Annotated in this window: 10 protein-coding genes; 4 read left to right on the forward strand and 6 right to left on the reverse strand. The window is 72.7% G+C overall.

The window, feature by feature from the left end; genetic code table 11:
• Nucleotides 1-132 precede the first annotated feature (132 nt).
• Complete coding sequence (locus OJ997_RS16360; protein ID WP_270026238.1) at nt 133-678, reverse strand: TetR/AcrR family transcriptional regulator; 546 nt, start codon at nt 676-678, stop codon at nt 133-135.
• Between the two features lie 17 nt (nt 679-695).
• Here OJ997_RS16360 and ilvD point away from each other — a divergent pair, with 17 nt between their 5' ends.
• A complete protein-coding gene (gene ilvD / locus OJ997_RS16365; RefSeq protein WP_270026239.1) occupies nt 696-2,573 on the forward strand; it encodes a dihydroxy-acid dehydratase in 1,878 nt (625 codons plus the stop codon).
• On the opposite strand, the gene OJ997_RS16370 is transcribed toward ilvD, so the two are convergent.
• A complete protein-coding gene (locus OJ997_RS16370; protein WP_270026240.1) occupies nt 2,554-3,750 on the reverse strand; it encodes an MFS transporter in 1,197 nt (398 codons plus the stop codon). The genes ilvD and OJ997_RS16370 overlap by 20 nt on opposite strands.
• A 6-nt stretch (nt 3,751-3,756) precedes the next feature.
• A complete protein-coding gene (locus OJ997_RS16375; protein WP_270026241.1) occupies nt 3,757-4,920 on the reverse strand; it encodes an FAD-dependent oxidoreductase in 1,164 nt (387 codons plus the stop codon).
• Between the two features lie 131 nt (nt 4,921-5,051).
• On the opposite strand from OJ997_RS16375, the gene OJ997_RS16380 reads away from it, so the two are divergent.
• On the forward strand, nt 5,052-5,546 hold the full coding sequence (locus tag OJ997_RS16380) for a hypothetical protein (protein ID WP_270026242.1): 495 nt from the start codon (nt 5,052-5,054) through the stop codon (nt 5,544-5,546).
• Here the strand turns inward: OJ997_RS16380 and OJ997_RS16385 are convergent.
• The 3 genes from OJ997_RS16385 to OJ997_RS16395 form a co-directional block, all read right to left on the reverse strand.
• Nucleotides 5,504-5,824 carry an STAS domain-containing protein gene (locus OJ997_RS16385; protein ID WP_270026243.1) on the reverse strand — a complete coding sequence of 107 codons (321 nt, stop codon included), beginning with the start codon at nt 5,822-5,824 and terminating at the stop codon, nt 5,504-5,506. The genes OJ997_RS16380 and OJ997_RS16385 overlap by 43 nt on opposite strands.
• A 64-nt stretch (nt 5,825-5,888) precedes the next feature.
• A complete protein-coding gene (locus tag OJ997_RS16390) occupies nt 5,889-6,536 on the reverse strand; it encodes a class I SAM-dependent methyltransferase (protein WP_270026244.1) in 648 nt (215 codons plus the stop codon).
• Nucleotides 6,537-6,549: 13 nt separating this feature from the next.
• A complete protein-coding gene (locus OJ997_RS16395; RefSeq protein WP_270026245.1) occupies nt 6,550-13,344 on the reverse strand; it encodes a S8 family serine peptidase in 6,795 nt (2,264 codons plus the stop codon).
• 120 nt (nt 13,345-13,464) lie between these two features.
• On the opposite strand from OJ997_RS16395, the gene OJ997_RS16400 reads away from it, so the two are divergent.
• Both OJ997_RS16400 and OJ997_RS16405 read left to right on the forward strand, forming a co-directional pair.
• On the forward strand, nt 13,465-14,301 hold the full coding sequence (locus tag OJ997_RS16400; RefSeq protein WP_270026246.1) for an undecaprenyl-diphosphate phosphatase: 837 nt from the start codon (nt 13,465-13,467) through the stop codon (nt 14,299-14,301).
• 125 nt (nt 14,302-14,426) lie between these two features.
• Nucleotides 14,427-17,348, forward strand: coding sequence for a M64 family metallopeptidase (locus OJ997_RS16405; protein WP_270026247.1), 2,922 nt, complete (start codon nt 14,427-14,429; stop codon nt 17,346-17,348).
• The last annotated feature ends 26 nt before the right edge of the window (nt 17,349-17,374 follow it).

Here is a 17,374-nt window from a genome sequence, read left to right on the forward strand (position 1 = left end):
ACGATCTTCGATGACCGTAACTTGACGGTAGGCCTGCACACCAACCCGACCGTGCCGCGCGGAGCCCGAGAGGCGCTGAGCCTGGGCGCGCGGTTGGCACCCGCGCTCCCTTCCCCCCTCGATGGCCGTTGTTCAGCGCCGCATGCCCCGAAGAACCAACTGAGCTAAGCGCCGAGCGCCACCAGGATCGAGCGCCCCCGCCTCGCGCGTGGATTTGAAGACAAGCCGCAGATCCTCGTGCGAAGCATCCTCCCGCAACACCGGCCGAGCCCGCTCCACGAGGTCGCGCAACGCGCGAGTCGCAGCCTCACGCGCCGCGGCCACGTCCGCGCGGCGCTCCGCGGCGTCATCCCAAGCCGACTGTGAGAGGAAATCCGTGGCTCCTTCCTCGGCGGTCTCATACGTCGCCCGCTCCAACGCGTCCCACGCGTCAGGCGAGTCCAACGCCGCCGTGAACCGCTCGACCAAGCGCGAAGCGCGGACGATCACCAGCGCCGCGATCACGTCCTCCTTCGCCCCCACCTGGCGGTAGATGCTCCCCACGCCCGCTCCGACGGCGGCGGCCAGGACGGGCATGGCCACGTCCAGCCCGTCGCGCGCGAAGAGCGAGTCCGCGGCCGCCAACGTGCGCGCCACCTTCTCTTCGCCGCTCAACTCGGCCCACACCGGAATGGCCATTCCGCTACCTTACCGACATGCCCGCGCTTCGTTCCCGCACCGTGACCCACGGCCGCAACATGGCCGGCGCCCGCGCGCTTCTGCGCGCCGCGGGTGTGGAGAAGGACGACCTCGGGCGCAAGCCGATCATCGCGGTAGCCAACAGCTACACGCAGTTCGTGCCGGGGCACACGCACCTGAAGCCGGTGGGCGAGATCGTCGCGGAGGCGGTCATCGAGGCGGGCGGGATCCCGCGCGAGTTCAACACGATCGCGGTGGACGACGGGATCGCGATGGGGCACGGCGGGATGCTGTACTCGCTGCCGTCGCGGGACCTGATCGCCGACAGCGTCGAGTACATGGTCAACGCGCACTGCGCGGACGCGCTGATCTGCATCTCCAACTGCGACAAGATCACGCCCGGGATGCTCAACGCGGCGCTGCGGCTGAACATCCCGACGGTGTTCGTGTCCGGCGGCCCGATGGAGGGCGGCACGGCCGTCCTGGTCGACGGCACGGTGCGCACGCGCGTGAACCTCATCACCGCGATCTCCGACGCCGTGGCCGATCAGGTGTCCGACGAGGACATCGCGATCATCGAGGAGTCGGCGTGCCCGACGTGCGGCTCGTGCTCGGGAATGTTCACCGCGAACTCGATGAACTGCCTGACCGAGGCGCTCGGGCTCGCGCTGCCCGGGAACGGCTCGGTGCTGGCGACGCACACCGCGCGGGCCGACCTGTACCGCGCCGCTGGCCGTGCGGTCGTCGACATCACGAACCGCTACTACGACGGCGACGACGTCTCCGTGCTCCCGCGCAACGTCGCCACGCGGGAGGCGTTCGAGAACGCGATGACGCTCGACGTCGCCATGGGCGGCTCGACCAACACCGTGCTGCACCTGCTGGCGGCCGCGCAGGAGGCCGAGCTCGAGTTCACGATGCAGGACATCGACGAGATCTCACGCCGCGTGCCGTGCCTGAGCAAGCTCGCGCCGAACGGCACCTACCTGATGGAGGACTGCCACCGCGCCGGCGGCATCCCCGCGATCCTCGGCGAGCTGCACCGGGCGAACCTGCTGCACACGAACGTCCACACGGTCCACTCGACGTTCGAGCGCTGGCTCGCCGAGTGGGACATCCGCGGCGGCACCGCGACCGCCGAGGCGATCGAGCTCTTCCACGCGGCGCCCGGCTGCAAGCGCAGCGCGCAGGCGTTCTCACAGTCCGAGCGCTGGGAGACGCTGGACACCGACGCGGCGGACGGCTGCATCCGCGACGTCGAGCACGCGCACTCAAAGGACGGCGGGCTCGCGATCCTCTACGGGAACATCGCGCTCGACGGGTGCGTCGTGAAGACCGCGGGCGTCGACGAGTCGATCCTGAAGTTCTCCGGCCCGGCGCGGGTCGTCGAGTCCCAGGACGCGGCGGTCGAGCTCATCCTCAGCGGCGGCGTGAACGCGGGCGACGTGATCGTGATCCGCTACGAAGGGCCGAAGGGCGGGCCGGGCATGCAGGAGATGCTCTACCCGACGTCCTACCTGAAGGGCCGTGGCCTCGGAAAGGAGTGCGCGCTGATCACCGACGGGCGGTTCTCCGGCGGGACTTCCGGCCTCTCGATCGGTCACGTCTCCCCCGAGGCGGCGGCCGGCGGCGCGATCGCGCTCGTCGAGGAGGGCGACACGATCGACATCGACATCCCGAACCGCACGATCGCGCTCGCCGTGACCGACGCCGAGCTGGCCGAGCGGCGCGAGGCGCTGGAGGCGACGACGGGCTACCTGCCGGTCGGACGTGAGCGCGTGGTCTCCCCCGCGCTGCGCGCCTACGCGGCGATGGCGACGTCCGCCGACCGCGGCGCCGTCCGCGACGTGGCGCTGATCGAAGAGCGCGCGCGGGTCAGCTCGCCAACGCCCTGATGTCGGGCACGCTGAGCAGGCCGAGGATCACGACGAGCGCGAGCCCGAAGGCCAGCCACAGCGCGGTGCCGACCCCGAGCAGACCGGCGATCGGTCCCCACAGGGCGACGCCGAACGACGAGAACACGAGCGAGCCGAACCAGTCGTAGGAGCTCACGCGGGAGAGCGACTCGCGCGGGATTTGACGCTGGAGCGTGGACTGCCAGACCGAGGCGGCGACGGTCACCCCGATCGAGGACAGGAGGGCGCCGGCGGCGACCACCACGACCGACGGGCTCGCCGCCAGGCACGCGAGCGGCAACGCGAACAGCGCGTCCGCGATCGCGGCGAACAGCAGCGGGCGCCGCGGCTCGACCTGGGTCGCGATCAGGCTGCCGACGAGCGTCCCGATCCCCGCCGCCGCCAGGACCGTGCCCCAGGCGGCGGCGCCGCCGAGGTCGTCACGCGCGACGATCGGCCCGAGCACGAGCCACGCGCCCCAGAGCACGTTGCCGACCGCGAAGTAGGCGACGAAGGTCCACACCCAGCGGCGTGAGCGGAACGCGTCCCAACCCTCGCGCAGGTCGGTGAGGAAGGAGCTCGCCGCGACGGCGGCCACTCGCTTCGGCAGCCGCAGCAGCATGAGGCAGGCCGCGCTCACCGCGAACGTCGCCGCGTCCGCCGCCACCGCCCAGCCCGCGCCGGCCACGGCGATGAGCACGCCCGCCGCGACCGGCCCGAGGATCTCGCCGACGGACAGGACGGACGAGCGCAGCGCGTTGGCGGGCTGCAGCTCCTTCTCCGGCACGACTTCCGGGAGCAGGCCGGTCGACGCGGGGCTGAAGAAGCCGGTGGCCGCGCCGCTCACCGCGGCCAGGAGCGCGAGCATCCACACCTCGGCGACGCCGCCGATCAGCAGCGCCGCCATCGCCCCCTGGCTCGCGACCCGCACCAGGTCGGCGAGCACCATCACCGTCCGCCGCGAAGCGCGGTCGGCGACCACGCCGCCCACGAGCACGCAGCCGACCAGCGGGATCATCCCCGCGGCGAGCACGAGCCCGACGGCGGAGACCGAGCCGCCGATCTCCAGCACCGCGAAGGCCAGCGCCACGGCGACCATGCGGTCGCCCAGTCCGGACATCGCCTGGCCGCTCAGCAGCAGGGCGAACTCGCGCCTGCGCAGAACGGCGAGACTCACAAGGCGTCAGACCCTACCGAGGACCTCGATGGCGTCCGTGCCGGTGCCGAGCGGGACGTTGACGGGCGTGCCGGCCGGGCGACCGTCGGCGGCGTCGAGGCCTTCGACGTAGCCCGCGAGCTCACGGCCGGCGATCTTGGCCGGCGGCCACCACAGCGCGCGGCCGGCGACCTCGCCGCTGCGCATGTACCGTGCCCAGCGCTCGGTCAGGAGCATCCCGCGCAGGACCGGCGTGAACGGCTCGGGCGTGACGGGCGCTCCGGCGCGGGCGGCGATCTCGGCCGCGGCGGCGTCGGCCTGCTGGCAGGCGATCCCGCCCTGTTTGACCGGGTAGTCGGTCACGTCCCCGGCCGCGTAGACGTCGGGCGCGCCGAGCACGCGCGAGTGCGCGTCCGTGGGCAGGAAGCCGGCCGGGTCGGCCGGGAGGCCCGGGAGCTTGGGCCCTTCGAGCCGGGGCGCGGAGACGATCCGCTCGACGTCGAGCAGCGTCTCACCGGCGCGCACACGGCCCGGCGCCACGATCTCCGCCTCGACGCCGGCGTGCAGCATGATCCCGGCCTGCGCGAGCAGGAACGACAGCTCGGTCGACGCGTCCTCGCCGAACAGATCGAGCGGCCCGGCCTCGGGCGTGACGAGGTGGATCTGGGCGTCCACGCCCATCTGGAACGCGCGCTCGGCGAGCATCAACGCCAGCTCGTACAGCGGCAGCGGCCACGTGGTGCCGGGCGGGACGACGAACGCGATCCGCTTCAGGTAGCCCTCCTCGATGTCCTGGACGATGCCGTGCAGGCGCTCCTGGGCGGTCTTGGAGCCGGTGAACGCGGTCGCGGCGGCGAACGGCTCGACCGGACGCGCGCCCGACGCGATCAGCAACGCGTCGTAGCTCAGGCGCGAGCCCGCCACCGTCGTCACCTCGTGCGCGACGGGATCGACGCTCGCCAGCCGCCCGCGCAGGTGCGTGAAGCCGACGTCCGCGGCGATCCGGTCCAGCGAGTACGTGGTCGCGCCCCCGGCCGCGAACGGCGACAGCACGCTCAGCGGCCGGTACGTGAGGTCCGCCTCGGGCGCGAGGAGGGTCACCGCCACACGGTCGCCGGCGAGGCGGCCGAGGGCGAGTGCGGCTTCGACGGCGGCGGGGCCGCCGCCGGCGATCAGGACGCTGGTGGGCATGCGTCCAGGATCGACGCGATCGGGCGTCGCGCCGTCCGGGACAAGCGCGGTTCAGGCTGCGGAAAACCCGCAACGCTCGCACGCTCGACGCCGGATGCCGACCGTTCGCGACGACCGTACGCTCGGGTGCAATGGAGACCGTCCAACACGTCCTGGTCCGCGCGACACCGCAAGCGACCACCGGCGCGGTCTGGTCCGCGGACCTCCTGAGCACCCCGCTCGCCCGAGCCCTGAGCGCGATGGCGTTGTGGCCGGATCGCCTGCGGGCCTGGGCGCGGCGCGCGCCCGCCCCGCCGCGGACCGCCCGGTCGGCCACGCTGCGCGACCTGCTGGCGCCCGGCAGCCCGTGGCGGTTGCTCGCCGAGCACCCCGTCGTGCTCGGCCTGCGCTGGCCGGCCGGAGACGCGGAGGTCCGGTGGACGATCGACGCCCAGCCGTTCGGCGCCGGGCACACACTGCTGGTCAGCCGGACGGAAGCGCGCGGCGGGCGCCGGTTCGCGCTTGCGTGGCCGCTGATCGCGCCGTTCGCCGCCCTGCTGCGCGGCCAGGTCCTACGCGCGGTGAAGGCCGAGGCGGAGCGGGCTCAGGCGCGGCCGTCGCGGAGCGCGGCGCTGCGCGAGTCGTAGACCGCGAGCGCCGAGCGGAGCCCTGACAGGGTCAGCAGCACCGCCGCCGCGGTGCCGCGCGGCGCGACGATCGCCAGCTGCCGCTGCTCGTGGCGGAGCTGACGGTTGGCCTCGATGATCGCGGCGAGCGCGGTCGAGTCGATGAACCCGACCTCGCTCAGGTCGATCACCACACGCGCGCCGTTCGTGCGCACCGCGACGCCGAGCGAGTCGCGGAACGCGTCCACGGTCGCGACGTCCAGCTCAGCGGGCGGCGAGATGATCGTCGGTTCGTGCACGGCGCGGGAGCTACCCGCGAACCCCGGCATCCGATGCGCAGGTGCCCGCGGGGTTGACGCCAAGCTACCACGGACTGGCCGGTCCACTACGCGCCGTGCCGAGCAGGTACGGGATCGTCGGCTCGATCGACGCGGCGCTGAACTCGATCCGCTCGCAGGCCTCGAGCGTGAACCCGGCGGCGGTGATCGCGGCGCCGGTGTCCCGCGCGGGGTGGCAGCCACCGGCGAGCGCGGGCCACGCGCCGGAGCGGTCGGCGAGCCGGATCAACGCGCGCTTGACCCCGCGCTTCGGGACGACGTGCTCGTAGAAGCGCAACTCCCCGCCGGGCTTGAGCACGCGCCGGATCTCGGCGAGTGCGCGAGTCTGGTCGGGGACCGTGCACAGGACGAGGCTGACGACCGCCGCGTCGAGCTCGCCGTCGGCGAAGGGCAGCGCCTCCGCCACGCCCGGCCGGACCGCGACCCGCACCGGCGCGCGCACCGCCGCCTGCTCGGCGAGGGCGCGGAGGGTCGGCTCCGGCTCGAGCGCGACGACCTCCGTGACGGTGCCCGGGTAGTGCGCGAAGTTGGCGCCGTGCCCGGCCCCGATCTCGACGACGCGGCCGCTCAGGCCCGCGACGAGCCGTCGGCGGTGCTCAGCCGCGCCGCGGGCGTCGGCGCGGGCCGCGGCCCGTGGGTACAGGCGGGCGAAGCGCGGATGTGGACGGTCCACGCGCCGAAGGATGTCAGCGCGACTTCACCACGACCACGCGCACCTTGCCCGTCGTGCCGGCCGGGAGCTTCAGCGTCGCCTTCTTCTTCAGGGTCATCTTGGCGCTGCACGGCGCCGGGGTCGCGCCCGGGTCGTTGGACACCGGGCACGCCCAGGCCACGAGCTTGCCCTTGACCTTGCCGGGCCGGCGCAGCGCGACCTTCGGACCGGAGGCGGCCTTGGGCTTCGCGGCGGCGGCGCTCGCGCCACCCGACAGGCGGGCGAACGCCAACGTGGAGCCGTCGGCGTTGCGCACCGGCGCCTCGCGCGTCGACAGCGTCAGCGAGCCGGACGAGCTCGAGACGACCGGGCCGACGTAGCGCGCCGACCACACGATCGTCGTGCCGCCCACGTTCGAGGCCGTCTCCCGCACGCGCAGGATCGCGCCGAGGTCGCCCGTGGCGATCGTGTAGGGAGAAGCGGTGCCGCGGGAGACGCAGACGTTGGTGCAGCGCATCAGCTCGGTGACGTCGGTGACGACCGGCGGGCCGCTCCAGGTGCCGGGGGTGATCGTCACGTCGTCGCCGACCTTGGGCGAGGCACCCGTGATCGTCGGGAGCGTCTTCCAGCGCGGGCCGGCGAGGGTCGTGGTGACCGTCTCGGCCGACCGGGCGCTGACCGTGCCGTCGACGTTCGCGGCCGTGCTGACCGCGACGATCTTGAAGCCGACGTCCGCGGCGACGAGCAGGTAGCGGTCACCGGTCGCGCCCGCGATCGGCGTGCAGCCGTTGCTGTCGCAGCGCTCCCACGAGAGGCTGTAGACCGTGTCCGACGTGGCGTCCCAGACGTAGCCGCCGACGCTGAGCGTCGCGCCCTGCTGGATGATCGGGCTCGAGCTGGAGATCACCGGCACCTGCAGGTTCACGGGCGGCCCGGCGACCACGGCGGCGCTCTGGGCGGAGCGGGCCGTGCCCGTCCCCCACTGGTTGCGCGCGATGACTTCGACGGCGATCGTGGAGTCGATGTCGGCCGGGGTCAGCAGGTAGCGGTCGTTGATCGCGCTGGCGATCGGCGAGCAGTCCGCGCCCGAGCAGCGCAGCCACTGGTAGACGTAGCCGGTCGGGCTGTTGGACCACGTGCCCGGCGCGGCGGTGAGCGTCTGGCCGCGCTTGGTGACCCCGCTCACGGCCGGCGGCGCGGACGCCACCGGCAGAGGCCGGGCGAGCACGGGCACCGGCGTGCTGCGGGCGGTCACGTACTGGGTGTTCCAGCCGGCGGTGACCACGAGCACGATCGTCTGGCCGGCGTCGGCGGCGACCGCGCGGTAGCGGTTCTCACCGTCACCCACGGACACGCAGCCGGTCACGCCGTCGGCGGCGCAGCGCTGCCAGTCGAAGGTGACCTCGGAGTTCGGGAACGTGTAGCGGCCGGGATCGCCCGTCAGGACCTCCCCCACGTACGCGTTGCCGGTGACCGACGGCGCCACGGTGTTGGCGAGCGCGAGCCCGCCGACCACGGACGACAGCGCGCCATCGGCGACAGTGTCCCCGGACGGGCTGGAGGCCGCGACCCGCACGCCGATGCGCTTGCCGACGTCGGAGAGGCCGAGCGGGTAGACCGAGCCGGAGGCGACGCGCTCGCAGCTGGCGTCGGTCAGGTCGGTCGCGGTGGCCGCGCAGCGGTACCACGAGTAGGTGTAGGTCGCGCCGGGCGCGTTCCAGGTGCCCGGCTGGCCCGTGAGCGAGGAGCCCTCACGCGCGGTGCCGGTCGGGATCGGCGGCGCGACGGTGTTCGCGGGCGGCGTGGGCACGACCGAGCCGGCGGCCGACACCGCGCTCACGCGCCCGTCGACGTTGGTCGCCGTGACCTTCAGGCGCACCTGCGTGCCGATGTCGGCGGTCTGCACGGTGTAGTTGACGCCCGTGGCGCCCGGGATGTCCACGCCGTCGCGCTGCCAGGCGTACTCGACGGCCGGCCCGCTCGGCATCCAGTTGCCGCGTGACGCGGTCAGCTCGTAGCCGACCTTCATGATGCCGATGACGGTCGGGAGCGCGATGTTGAGCGGCGGCGAGGCGGTGACGACCGCGGTCGGGGCGGTGGCCGCGGCGGCGCTGCCGTCCGCGTTGGACGCCGTGATCACCAGTCGCACCTGCGCGCCGATGTCGGCCGAGTCGAGCTGGTAGGCGGTGCCGGTCGCGCCCGCGATGTTCGTCCACGGGTCCGACACGGTGGCGCGGCGCTGCCACTGGTACGCGTAGTCGTTCTCGATCCCGAGCCACTGGCCGGGCGTCGACGTCAGGGTGTAGGCGCGCTTCGGGGTGCCGGAGAGCGTCGGCGCGACCTGCGAGAGCGGCGGGCCGGCCAGCACGACGGCCGAGCCGATGCTGACGGCGGAGACGGTCGCGTCGGCGTTGCTGGCGGTCACGCGCACGCGGATCCGCGAGCCGACGTCCGCGACGGTCAGCGTGTAGGCCATGCCGGTCGCGCCCTGGATGTCGACGAAGCCGGTGCCCGGGTCGCGCTGCCACTGCATCGCGTAGTTGTTGCCGGTGCCCGTCCAGCTGCCGGTCGAGGCGCTCAGCGTGGTCGCGCGCACGGCGGCGCCGGTCGCGGTCGGGTTGACGACGTTCACGGGCGGCGAGGCGACGACGGTCGCGCTGGCGGCGCTCGCGCGGTTGGAGGAGCCGTCGGGGTTGGTGGCGGTGACGAGCACGCGCACGGTGAAGCCGACGTCGGCGCCCGCGAGCTCGTAGTCGGCGCGGTCGGCGCCGGCGATCGCGGTCCACGTCACGCCGTCGCTCGAGCGCTGCCACTGGTAGGTGATCGCGTTGGTCGCGCCGCCCCACGTGCCGGCGGTCGCGGTGAGGACCGAGCCGCGGCGCGCGGTGCCGGAGATCGCCGGGGCGCTCGTGCTGACCGGGCCGTCACTGACCACGGTCGCGGTCGCGAGGCTCGTCTGGACCGCGCTGCCTTCGGGGTTGGTGACGGTCACGAACAGCCGCAGGGTCGCGCCGACGTCGGCGGCGGACAGCGCGTAGGTCGCGCCGGTCGCGCCCAGGATGTCCTGCCACGAAGCGCCGGCGTCGGTCGAGCGCTGCCACTGGCGCTCGGTCACGTTGCCGATGCCCGTCCACGTGCCGGTGGCGCCGGTGAGCGTCTGGCCGCGCTTGGCCGTACCGGTGACCGTCGGGCGGACGGTGTTGGCCGGCGCCGCGCTCGGGACCGCGGCCGTCGCGACGCTCGCCGCGTTCGTCACGCCGTCCGGGTTGGAGGCGGTGATCAGCAGCCGCACCTGCATGCCGACGTCCGCGACGGTGAGGTCGTACGCCGGGCGGGTCGCGCCCTGGATCGCCGTCCAGGTCGTGCCGTCGCTCGAGCGCTGCCACAGGTAGTCGTAGACGTTGTCGTTGCCGGTCCACGTGCCGAGCGTGCCGACCAGCGTCTGCGCGCGCTGGACCGTGCCGGTGACCACGGGGCGCGCGGTGTTCGTCGGCGGCGTGGCGACGACCTGCGCGGTCTGGACGCTCGAGGCGGTGGTCGCTCCCTCCGGGTTGGTCATGGTCACGAGCAGACGGATGTAGCGGCCGACGTCGCTCGTGGCGAGCACGCGCGAGGAGGCCGTCGCGCCCTGGATCGAGGTCCAGGTCACGCCGTCCAGCGACGACTGCCACTGGAAGCTCGGAAGGTTGCCGATGCCGGTCCAGCTGCCGGTGGTCCCGCTCAGCTGGGAGCCGCGGGACGCCGTACCGGTGACGACCGGGCGCGCGTTGTTGGCCGGCAGCGAGCTTGGGACCGCGATCGTGGGCGAGCTGGACGCGGTCGCGCTGCCCTCGGGGTTGGTGGCGGTCACGACCACGCGCAGCTGCTTGCCGACGTCGTCGACGGTCGGCGTGTAGGCCGTGGCGGTCGCGTCGAGGATGTTCACCCCGTCGCGCTGCCACTGGTACGTGTACGCGTTGCCGTTGCCGCTCCAGGTGCCGCGCGTGGCCGACAGCACGGAGGCGCGCTGCACGTTGCCGGTGATCGCGGGCGCGACGGTGTTGACGGCCGGCGCGCCGAGCACGCGCACGGTCGCGGTGCTGTACGCGCGGCCCGTGCCGTCGGGGTTGGTGACCGTCACCTGCAGGCGCAGGTAGCGCCCGACGTCGCCGGCGACGATCCCGTAGGAGCTGGCGATCGCGCCGGGGATGTCGTTCCAGGTCGTGCCGTCGGCGGACGACTGCCAGCGGTAGGCGTACGCGTTGTTGGCGCCGCTCCAGGTGCCGGGCAGGCCCGTCAGCATCAGGCCGCGCTGCACGGTGCCCGTGACGGTCGGCGCCGCCTGGTTGAGCGGACCCGCGGCGAGCACCGGCGGCGTCGCCGCGCTGGCCTCGACGATCGTCCCGTCCGGGTTGCTGGCGGTGACGACCACGCGCACGAGCGCGTCGACGTCGGCGGCGACCAGCGTGTACGCCGCGCCGACGGCCCCGGCGATGTCGACGTAGCCCTCGCCGAAGTCGCGCTGCCACTGGTAGCTGTACATGTTGTCCGGCCCGGTCCACGCGCCGCGCGTGGCGCTCAGGGTCTTGCCGCGCTGCGGCGTGCCGCTGATCGTGGGCGCGCTCGTGTTCGCGGGCGGGAACGGGGACACGGGCAGCTCGGTGGGATCGCTCGCCTCGGAGGCGGTGCCGTCCGGGTTGGTGACCTTCACGAGCACGCGCACGCGCACGCCCTCGTCGTCCTGGGTGAGCCGGTAGGTGTTCAGCGTCGCGCCGGGGATCGGCGACCACGTGTTGCCGCCCGCGTCCTCACGCTGCCACTCGTACGCGTAGTCGTTGCTCGAGCCGTCCCAGCCGCCCGTCGTCGCGGTCAGCTCGAACGTGCGCCGGGTCGTGCCGGACAGGGTCGGCGCGGACGTGTTGACCGGCGGGTCGGAGACGATGACCGTCGTCGGGTCGCTCGTCGCCGGCGTCTGCCCGAAGGCGTTGATCGCGGTGGTCGTGACGCGCACGATCGTGTTGCGCTCGGCCGTGGTCAGCGTGTAGCTGGCGTTGCTCGTGCCGATCGGAATCCAGGTCACGCCGCCGTCGGCGGAGCGCTCCCACTGGTGCGCGTAGGTCGTGCCGCCCGGGCTCCAGCCCGCGCTGGTGGACAGCGTCTGGCCGCGACGCAACACGCCGGTGATCGTCGGGCGCACGATGTTGACCGGCACGCCGGAGGTGATCGGGCCGACGGCCGCCGAGGTCGCGCTGGAGACGCCGAAGGGGTTGGTGGCCATCACGGTCACGCGCAGCGTCGCGCCGATGTCGGACTGGCCGGGGATGTAGGTGGAGGCGGTCGCGCCCGGGATCGACGTCCAGCTCGCGCCCGAGTCGTTGGAGCGCTGCCAGACGTAGCTGTAGGACGTGCCCGCCGGGTCCCAGTAGCCCGTGGAGGTGCTCAGCGTCGCGCCCTGGCGCGTGGTGCCGGAGATGATCGGCGGGGAGCCGTTCGCGGGCGCGCCGCCGAGGGTGCCGGCCAGCGCGCGGTCGGCGTTCACGCGGCCGCCGGTGACCGAGCGACCGGTCAGGTCGGCCTTCGCGTCGACGGAGCCCATGATCGCGCTCTTGATGTCGAGTGCGCTCAGGCCGGGCCGCGCCGACAGCACGAGCGCGGCGACGCCCGCCGTGTTCGGGCTCGCCATCGACGTGCCCTGCAGGTAGGAGTACTCCGGCCCGATGTAGGTCGAGAGGATCGCGGTGCCGGGCGCGAACACGTCCACGCTCTGCGCGCCGTAGTTGGAGAACGACGCCTTGCGGTCGTCGACGTCGGTCGCGCCGACGCAGAGGATGTTGGCTGCCGGCAGCGCGCACGGGCCGTACGGCGTGACGTCGTTGTTGATGTTGTCGTTGCCGGCCGCGATCACGTACAGCGTGTTCGGGTGCGCGTTGACCGCCGCGAGCTGCGTCTGGTCCAGGCCGGGCCCGCCGAGGCTGGCGTTGACGATGCGCACGCCCATCTTGCCCGCGTAGTCGAAGGCCTCCGCGATCGCGAGGCTCGACCCGCGGCCGGACGCGCCGAGCGCCCGCAGCGGCATGATCTTCGCGCCGTACGCGACGCCGGTGATGCCCGCGTTGTTGTCGGCCTGCGCCGCGACGGTGCCGGCGACGTGCGTGCCGTGGCCGTGGTTGTCCTGCGGATCGTTGTCGGGGCCGGGCTCGGCGTCGCCCTCGGTGACCTGGAGCCCGGGGTTGGCGGTGACGAAGTCCCAGCCGCGCCAGTCGTCGACATAGCCGTTGCCGTCGTCGTCGACGCCGTTGATCGGGTCCGCCGGGTTGGTGATCAGCTGATTGGCGAGGTCCGGGTTGGTCGCGAGCACGCCCGTGTCGACGATGCCGACCGTGACACCCGCGCCGGTGGCCTTGCTCCACGCCTCCGGGACGTCCATGTCGGCGTCCGCGGTGCCGGACGGGTAGTAGGCGCCGCCGCCGTTGGGCACGTACATGCGCTGGCCGGTGTTCTCCAGGCCCCACAGCGACGTGAAGTACGGGTCGGCGGTCTGCGCGGTCATGACCGTCACTGGCTCCGCGTAGACCACGTCGGGGTCGCGGTTGAGCGCGGCGACGGCCTCGGCCAGCTCGCCCGGCTCGGCGGTGACGAGCTCGGTGTCGGTGATCGCGGTGCGGCGCTCGAGCTCCACGTCGGCGTCCGCGCGCACGTCGGCGCGCTGCGCGGCGCTGAGGCCGGGCTCGCGCCGCACGACGATCTCGGTCGCGCCCTGGCGGTCGAGCGCCTCCAGGCGCTGCGGGTCGATCGCCGCGTCCGCCGTGGCCGCCGGCACGCACGCCGCGACCAGGGCCGCCAGCCCCACCAGGAATCGACTCCGCGCACTCTTCACCCCCTGGTCATCGACCGCGGCGCCCGAACCACGGACTCGGGCCACGCCATCTCAGCGGGTGTCCGAGGCGCCCTTCTAGGATCGGGCCGCCCGATGAACGTGCTCGAAGCCATCCTGCTCGGCGCCGTCGAAGGCCTGACCGAGTTCCTGCCGATCTCCAGCACCGGCCATCTGACCGTGCTCGAGAAGCTGCTCGGCCACCAGATCGACGACCCCGACATCACCGCCTTCACGGCGATCATCCAGAGCGGAGCCGTGCTGGCGACGCTGCTGTTCTTCCGCAAGGACCTGTGGCGGTTCCTGACCGCCCTGGTGCGCGGCGTGCTCACCCCGGACCAGCGCGGCACGGCCGACTACCGCTTCGCCTGGGCGCTCGTGCTCGGCTCGATCCCGATCGGCATCGTCGGCCTGCTCTTCCAGGACACGATCGAGACGACGCTGCGCAACCTGTGGTTCGTCGGCAGCGCGCTGATCGGGTTCAGCTTCGTGATGCTGTTCGCCGACCGCACCGCCACGCAGGAGCGCTCCGAGGAGGACGTCACCTGGCGTGACACGCTGATCATCGGCGTCGCGCAGTGCCTCGCGGTGATCCCCGGCATCTCCCGCTCGGGCGCGACGATGTCGGCCGGCCTGCTGCGCGGGCTGGACCGCGTGGCCGCGACCAAGATGGCGTTCTTCCTGTCGATCCCGGCGCTGACCGGCGCGACGATCCTGCAGACCGTGACCAAGTTCGACGAGATCGCCAACGGCGTCGGCTGGACGGCGACGCTCGTCGCCACGCTGACCAGCTTCGTCGTCGCCTACGTCGCCGTGGCGTGGCTGCTGCGGTTCATCGCCCACCACACCTACACGGTGTTCGTCATCTACCGGATCGCGCTCGGCAGCCTCGTGCTGATCCTGCTCGCGACCGGCGCCGTCGCCTCCACCTGAGCGGCGCACCTCTCGGCGGCTGTCCGACAGCTGCACACCGGATTCCGTCGTTTGTTCGATGCGAGCCGCCGGTGTGCGCGGTTAGCGTCGCATGAGAGGGTGTCACCGAGGAAGAGGGGTTGGGAATGAGCAGGTGCGTCGGGGTCGCGGTCGCGGCCGTAGCCATGCTGTTGGCGTTCGCGGGGGTCGCGAACGCGCAGGAACGGCTCCCGGAGCCGAAGGTCGTCCCGATCCAGGTGACCGGGCCGCCCACGGAGCGGTTGAACATCATCGTGATGGGCGACGGCTACCAGAAGGACCAGCAGGAGATCTTCCGCCGCGACGTCGACCGCAACCTGTCGGTGATGTGGGCGACGGAGCCGTTCCGGTCCTACCGCAACTACATCAACATCTACGCGGTCGAGATCGCGTCGGTCGACTATGGCGTGCGCTGCGACCCCGACGGCCGCAAGCGGCACGCGGACGGCACGATCCGCGACACGGGCGAGCGTGAAGGCCCGATCAACACCAAGCAGACCGCGCTGAAGATGGTCTACGACGGCGGCTGCAGCGACCCGCTGGCGCGCGGCACCGTCTACGCGCGCGACCGCGCGCCGAACTGCGCCAACTACGCGGCCTACTACCCCGAGGGCGTCAACCCGTGCGAGACGGGCGACGAGGCACACGCGCGGATCGTGACCAACTACGTCTCGCCGGTGCTCGGGATCCCGCGCACCGCGCAGAACCTGCAGACGCTCGCGATCTTCAACACCTTCACCTACGGCGGCATCGGCGGCGTCCAGGCGACGACGTCCGGCGGCTCGCCGCAGGGTCCGCTGATCTCGCTGCACGAGCTCGGCCACTCGCTCGGCACGATGGCCGACGAGTACCCGTACCAGTCGCGTGACGTGGTCCGCAACTGCTACACCGGCAACGAGGTCGGCTCCTTCCACCACTCGATCTACAGCGCGGCCGAGCTGCTCACGCGCCAAGCCAAGTGGTGGCGCTGGATCGGCGAGGACAGCCTCTCCGGCGGCAAGATCGGCGCCCACGAGGGTGGCGGCACGTACCCGTGCGGCCAGAAGCGCCCGTCCTCGCACTCGATCATGCGCTGGATCGGCTTCGACTGGGACCAGGTCGGCCTCGAGCACATGGTCGCCCGCATCACCGGCATGCGCAACTCGGGCCAGATGAACGTGCAGAACACCGCGGTCGGCGCGGTCGCCAAGGACCAGGTCCTGTGGGTCGAGCCGGGCAACCCGCGCTTCCACGACGTCAAGGTCACCTGGCGCACCGGCGGCGCGACCGGCCCGGTCGTCGGCACCGGCCGCAATCTGGACCTGGAGCCGCTGAACCTCCCCGCGGGCACGGTCGTGCACGCCGAGGTCCGTGACCCGATCGGCCCGGACGGCGAGGACTGGGTCCGCAACCCGTCGACGAACAACAGCTCGACCGACTCGGGCTTCAACGGCTCGCGCTTCGTGCAGACGCGCACGTGGACGGTCGGCGACACGACGGTCACGCCGGGAGCGGCCGCGGCCGACATCGTCCGGCACTCCGTCAACACGCGTCCCGTCGCCCAGGACGAGGTCGTGTTCGTCAACACGAACCACCCGCTCGACAAGGTCCTGCCGGTGACGTGGACGCTCAACGGCGCCGCGCTGCCGAACCCGGGCAACAGCCGCACGCTGGACCTCGGCACGCTGGACCTGCCGGTCGGCACGCACACGCTGGTGGCCACGGTCACCGACGGCGCCGCGTCGGACTCGGTCGAGTGGAAGATCGACAACGTCGACCCGACCGCCCACCGCACGCTGGCCACTCCGCTCACGACCTCCACGACGGCCGCGGGCCAGGGCATCTACTTCGACGGCTGGGACATGCTCCTGGACCCGAAGGACGACACCACCGGCTACGAGGGCACGCCGGCCGTCGTCGGCCAGCTGCGCCTCGACGGCGACGGCTGGTTCAACTACTTCGGCTTCCCGGAGAAGCCGATGCCGCAGTCGCCGTACGAGTTCCGCCACTCCGGCCAGGTCGTGAAGGCGCTCACCTACGGCAACCTCGGCACCGGCGGCGTCTCCAAGGCCGGCTTCGAGCAGACCCTGCCCGACACGCATCCGGGCGGCGGGTTCATCCCCGGCTTCGGCACGCACACGGTCGAGCACCGCGCGATCGACCCGGCCGGCAACTACTCGATCCCGGAGTCCTACAAGGCAACGGCGCTTCCGGGCGCGGCGCTGACGTGCGGCACGACCGTGACGGGCACGCAGTCGGCGGTCAACGTGACCAGCGGCGTGACGTGCGTGAGCGGGGCCACGGTCAGCGGCGCGGTGACGGTCGCGGCCGGCGCTTCGGTGCTGGTCCGGAACTCGACCGTCGGCTCGCTGAGCGCGACCGGTGCCGAGGCCGTCCAGGTCATCGGCTCCACCGTGGGCGGCGCGGCCAAGGTCGAGAACTCGACCAAGGACGTCACGATCGCGGGCTCGACGTTCAACGGCGGCCTGACGCTGAGCGGCAACACGCAGGTCACGGCCAACGAGCGCTACTCCCGCCTGGCGGGCGCGTACGGCCCGATCCTGGCCGGCAGCACGATCAAGGGCGCGCTGGTGTGCGCGGGCAACAGCGCCGCCGTGAAGGACTTCGGCGCGGCGAACAAGCTCGGCAGCAGCTACAGCGGCTGCGCGCTGGCGTCCTCGGTCGGCGGCGAGACCACGCCGTCGGGCACCGTTCCGGCGACGCTCTCGCTGTCGCTGGGCACGATCCCGTCGCTCGGCTCGTTCGTCCCGGGTGTGGCGCGCGAGTACACGGCGACCACCGAGGCGACGGTCATCTCCACCGCGGGTGACGCGACGCTCTCGCACAGCGATCCCGGCCACCTGGCCAACGGCGCGTTCACGCTCGCCGAGCCGCTCCGCATCGAGCTGGCGAAGTCGTCGTGGACCGGCCCGACCTCCAACGAGAAGGTCGGCATCACGTTCAAGCAGCTCGTGAAGGCCAACGACCCGCTCCGCACGGGCTCGTACAGCAAGACGGTCACCTTCACGCTGTCGACGACGCAGCCGTAGGTCGCTCGACCTGATTTGCCCCGACG

The sequence above is a fragment of the Solirubrobacter phytolaccae genome (assembly GCF_027587195.1).
GTDB lineage: Bacteria > Actinomycetota > Thermoleophilia > Solirubrobacterales > Solirubrobacteraceae > Solirubrobacter > Solirubrobacter phytolaccae.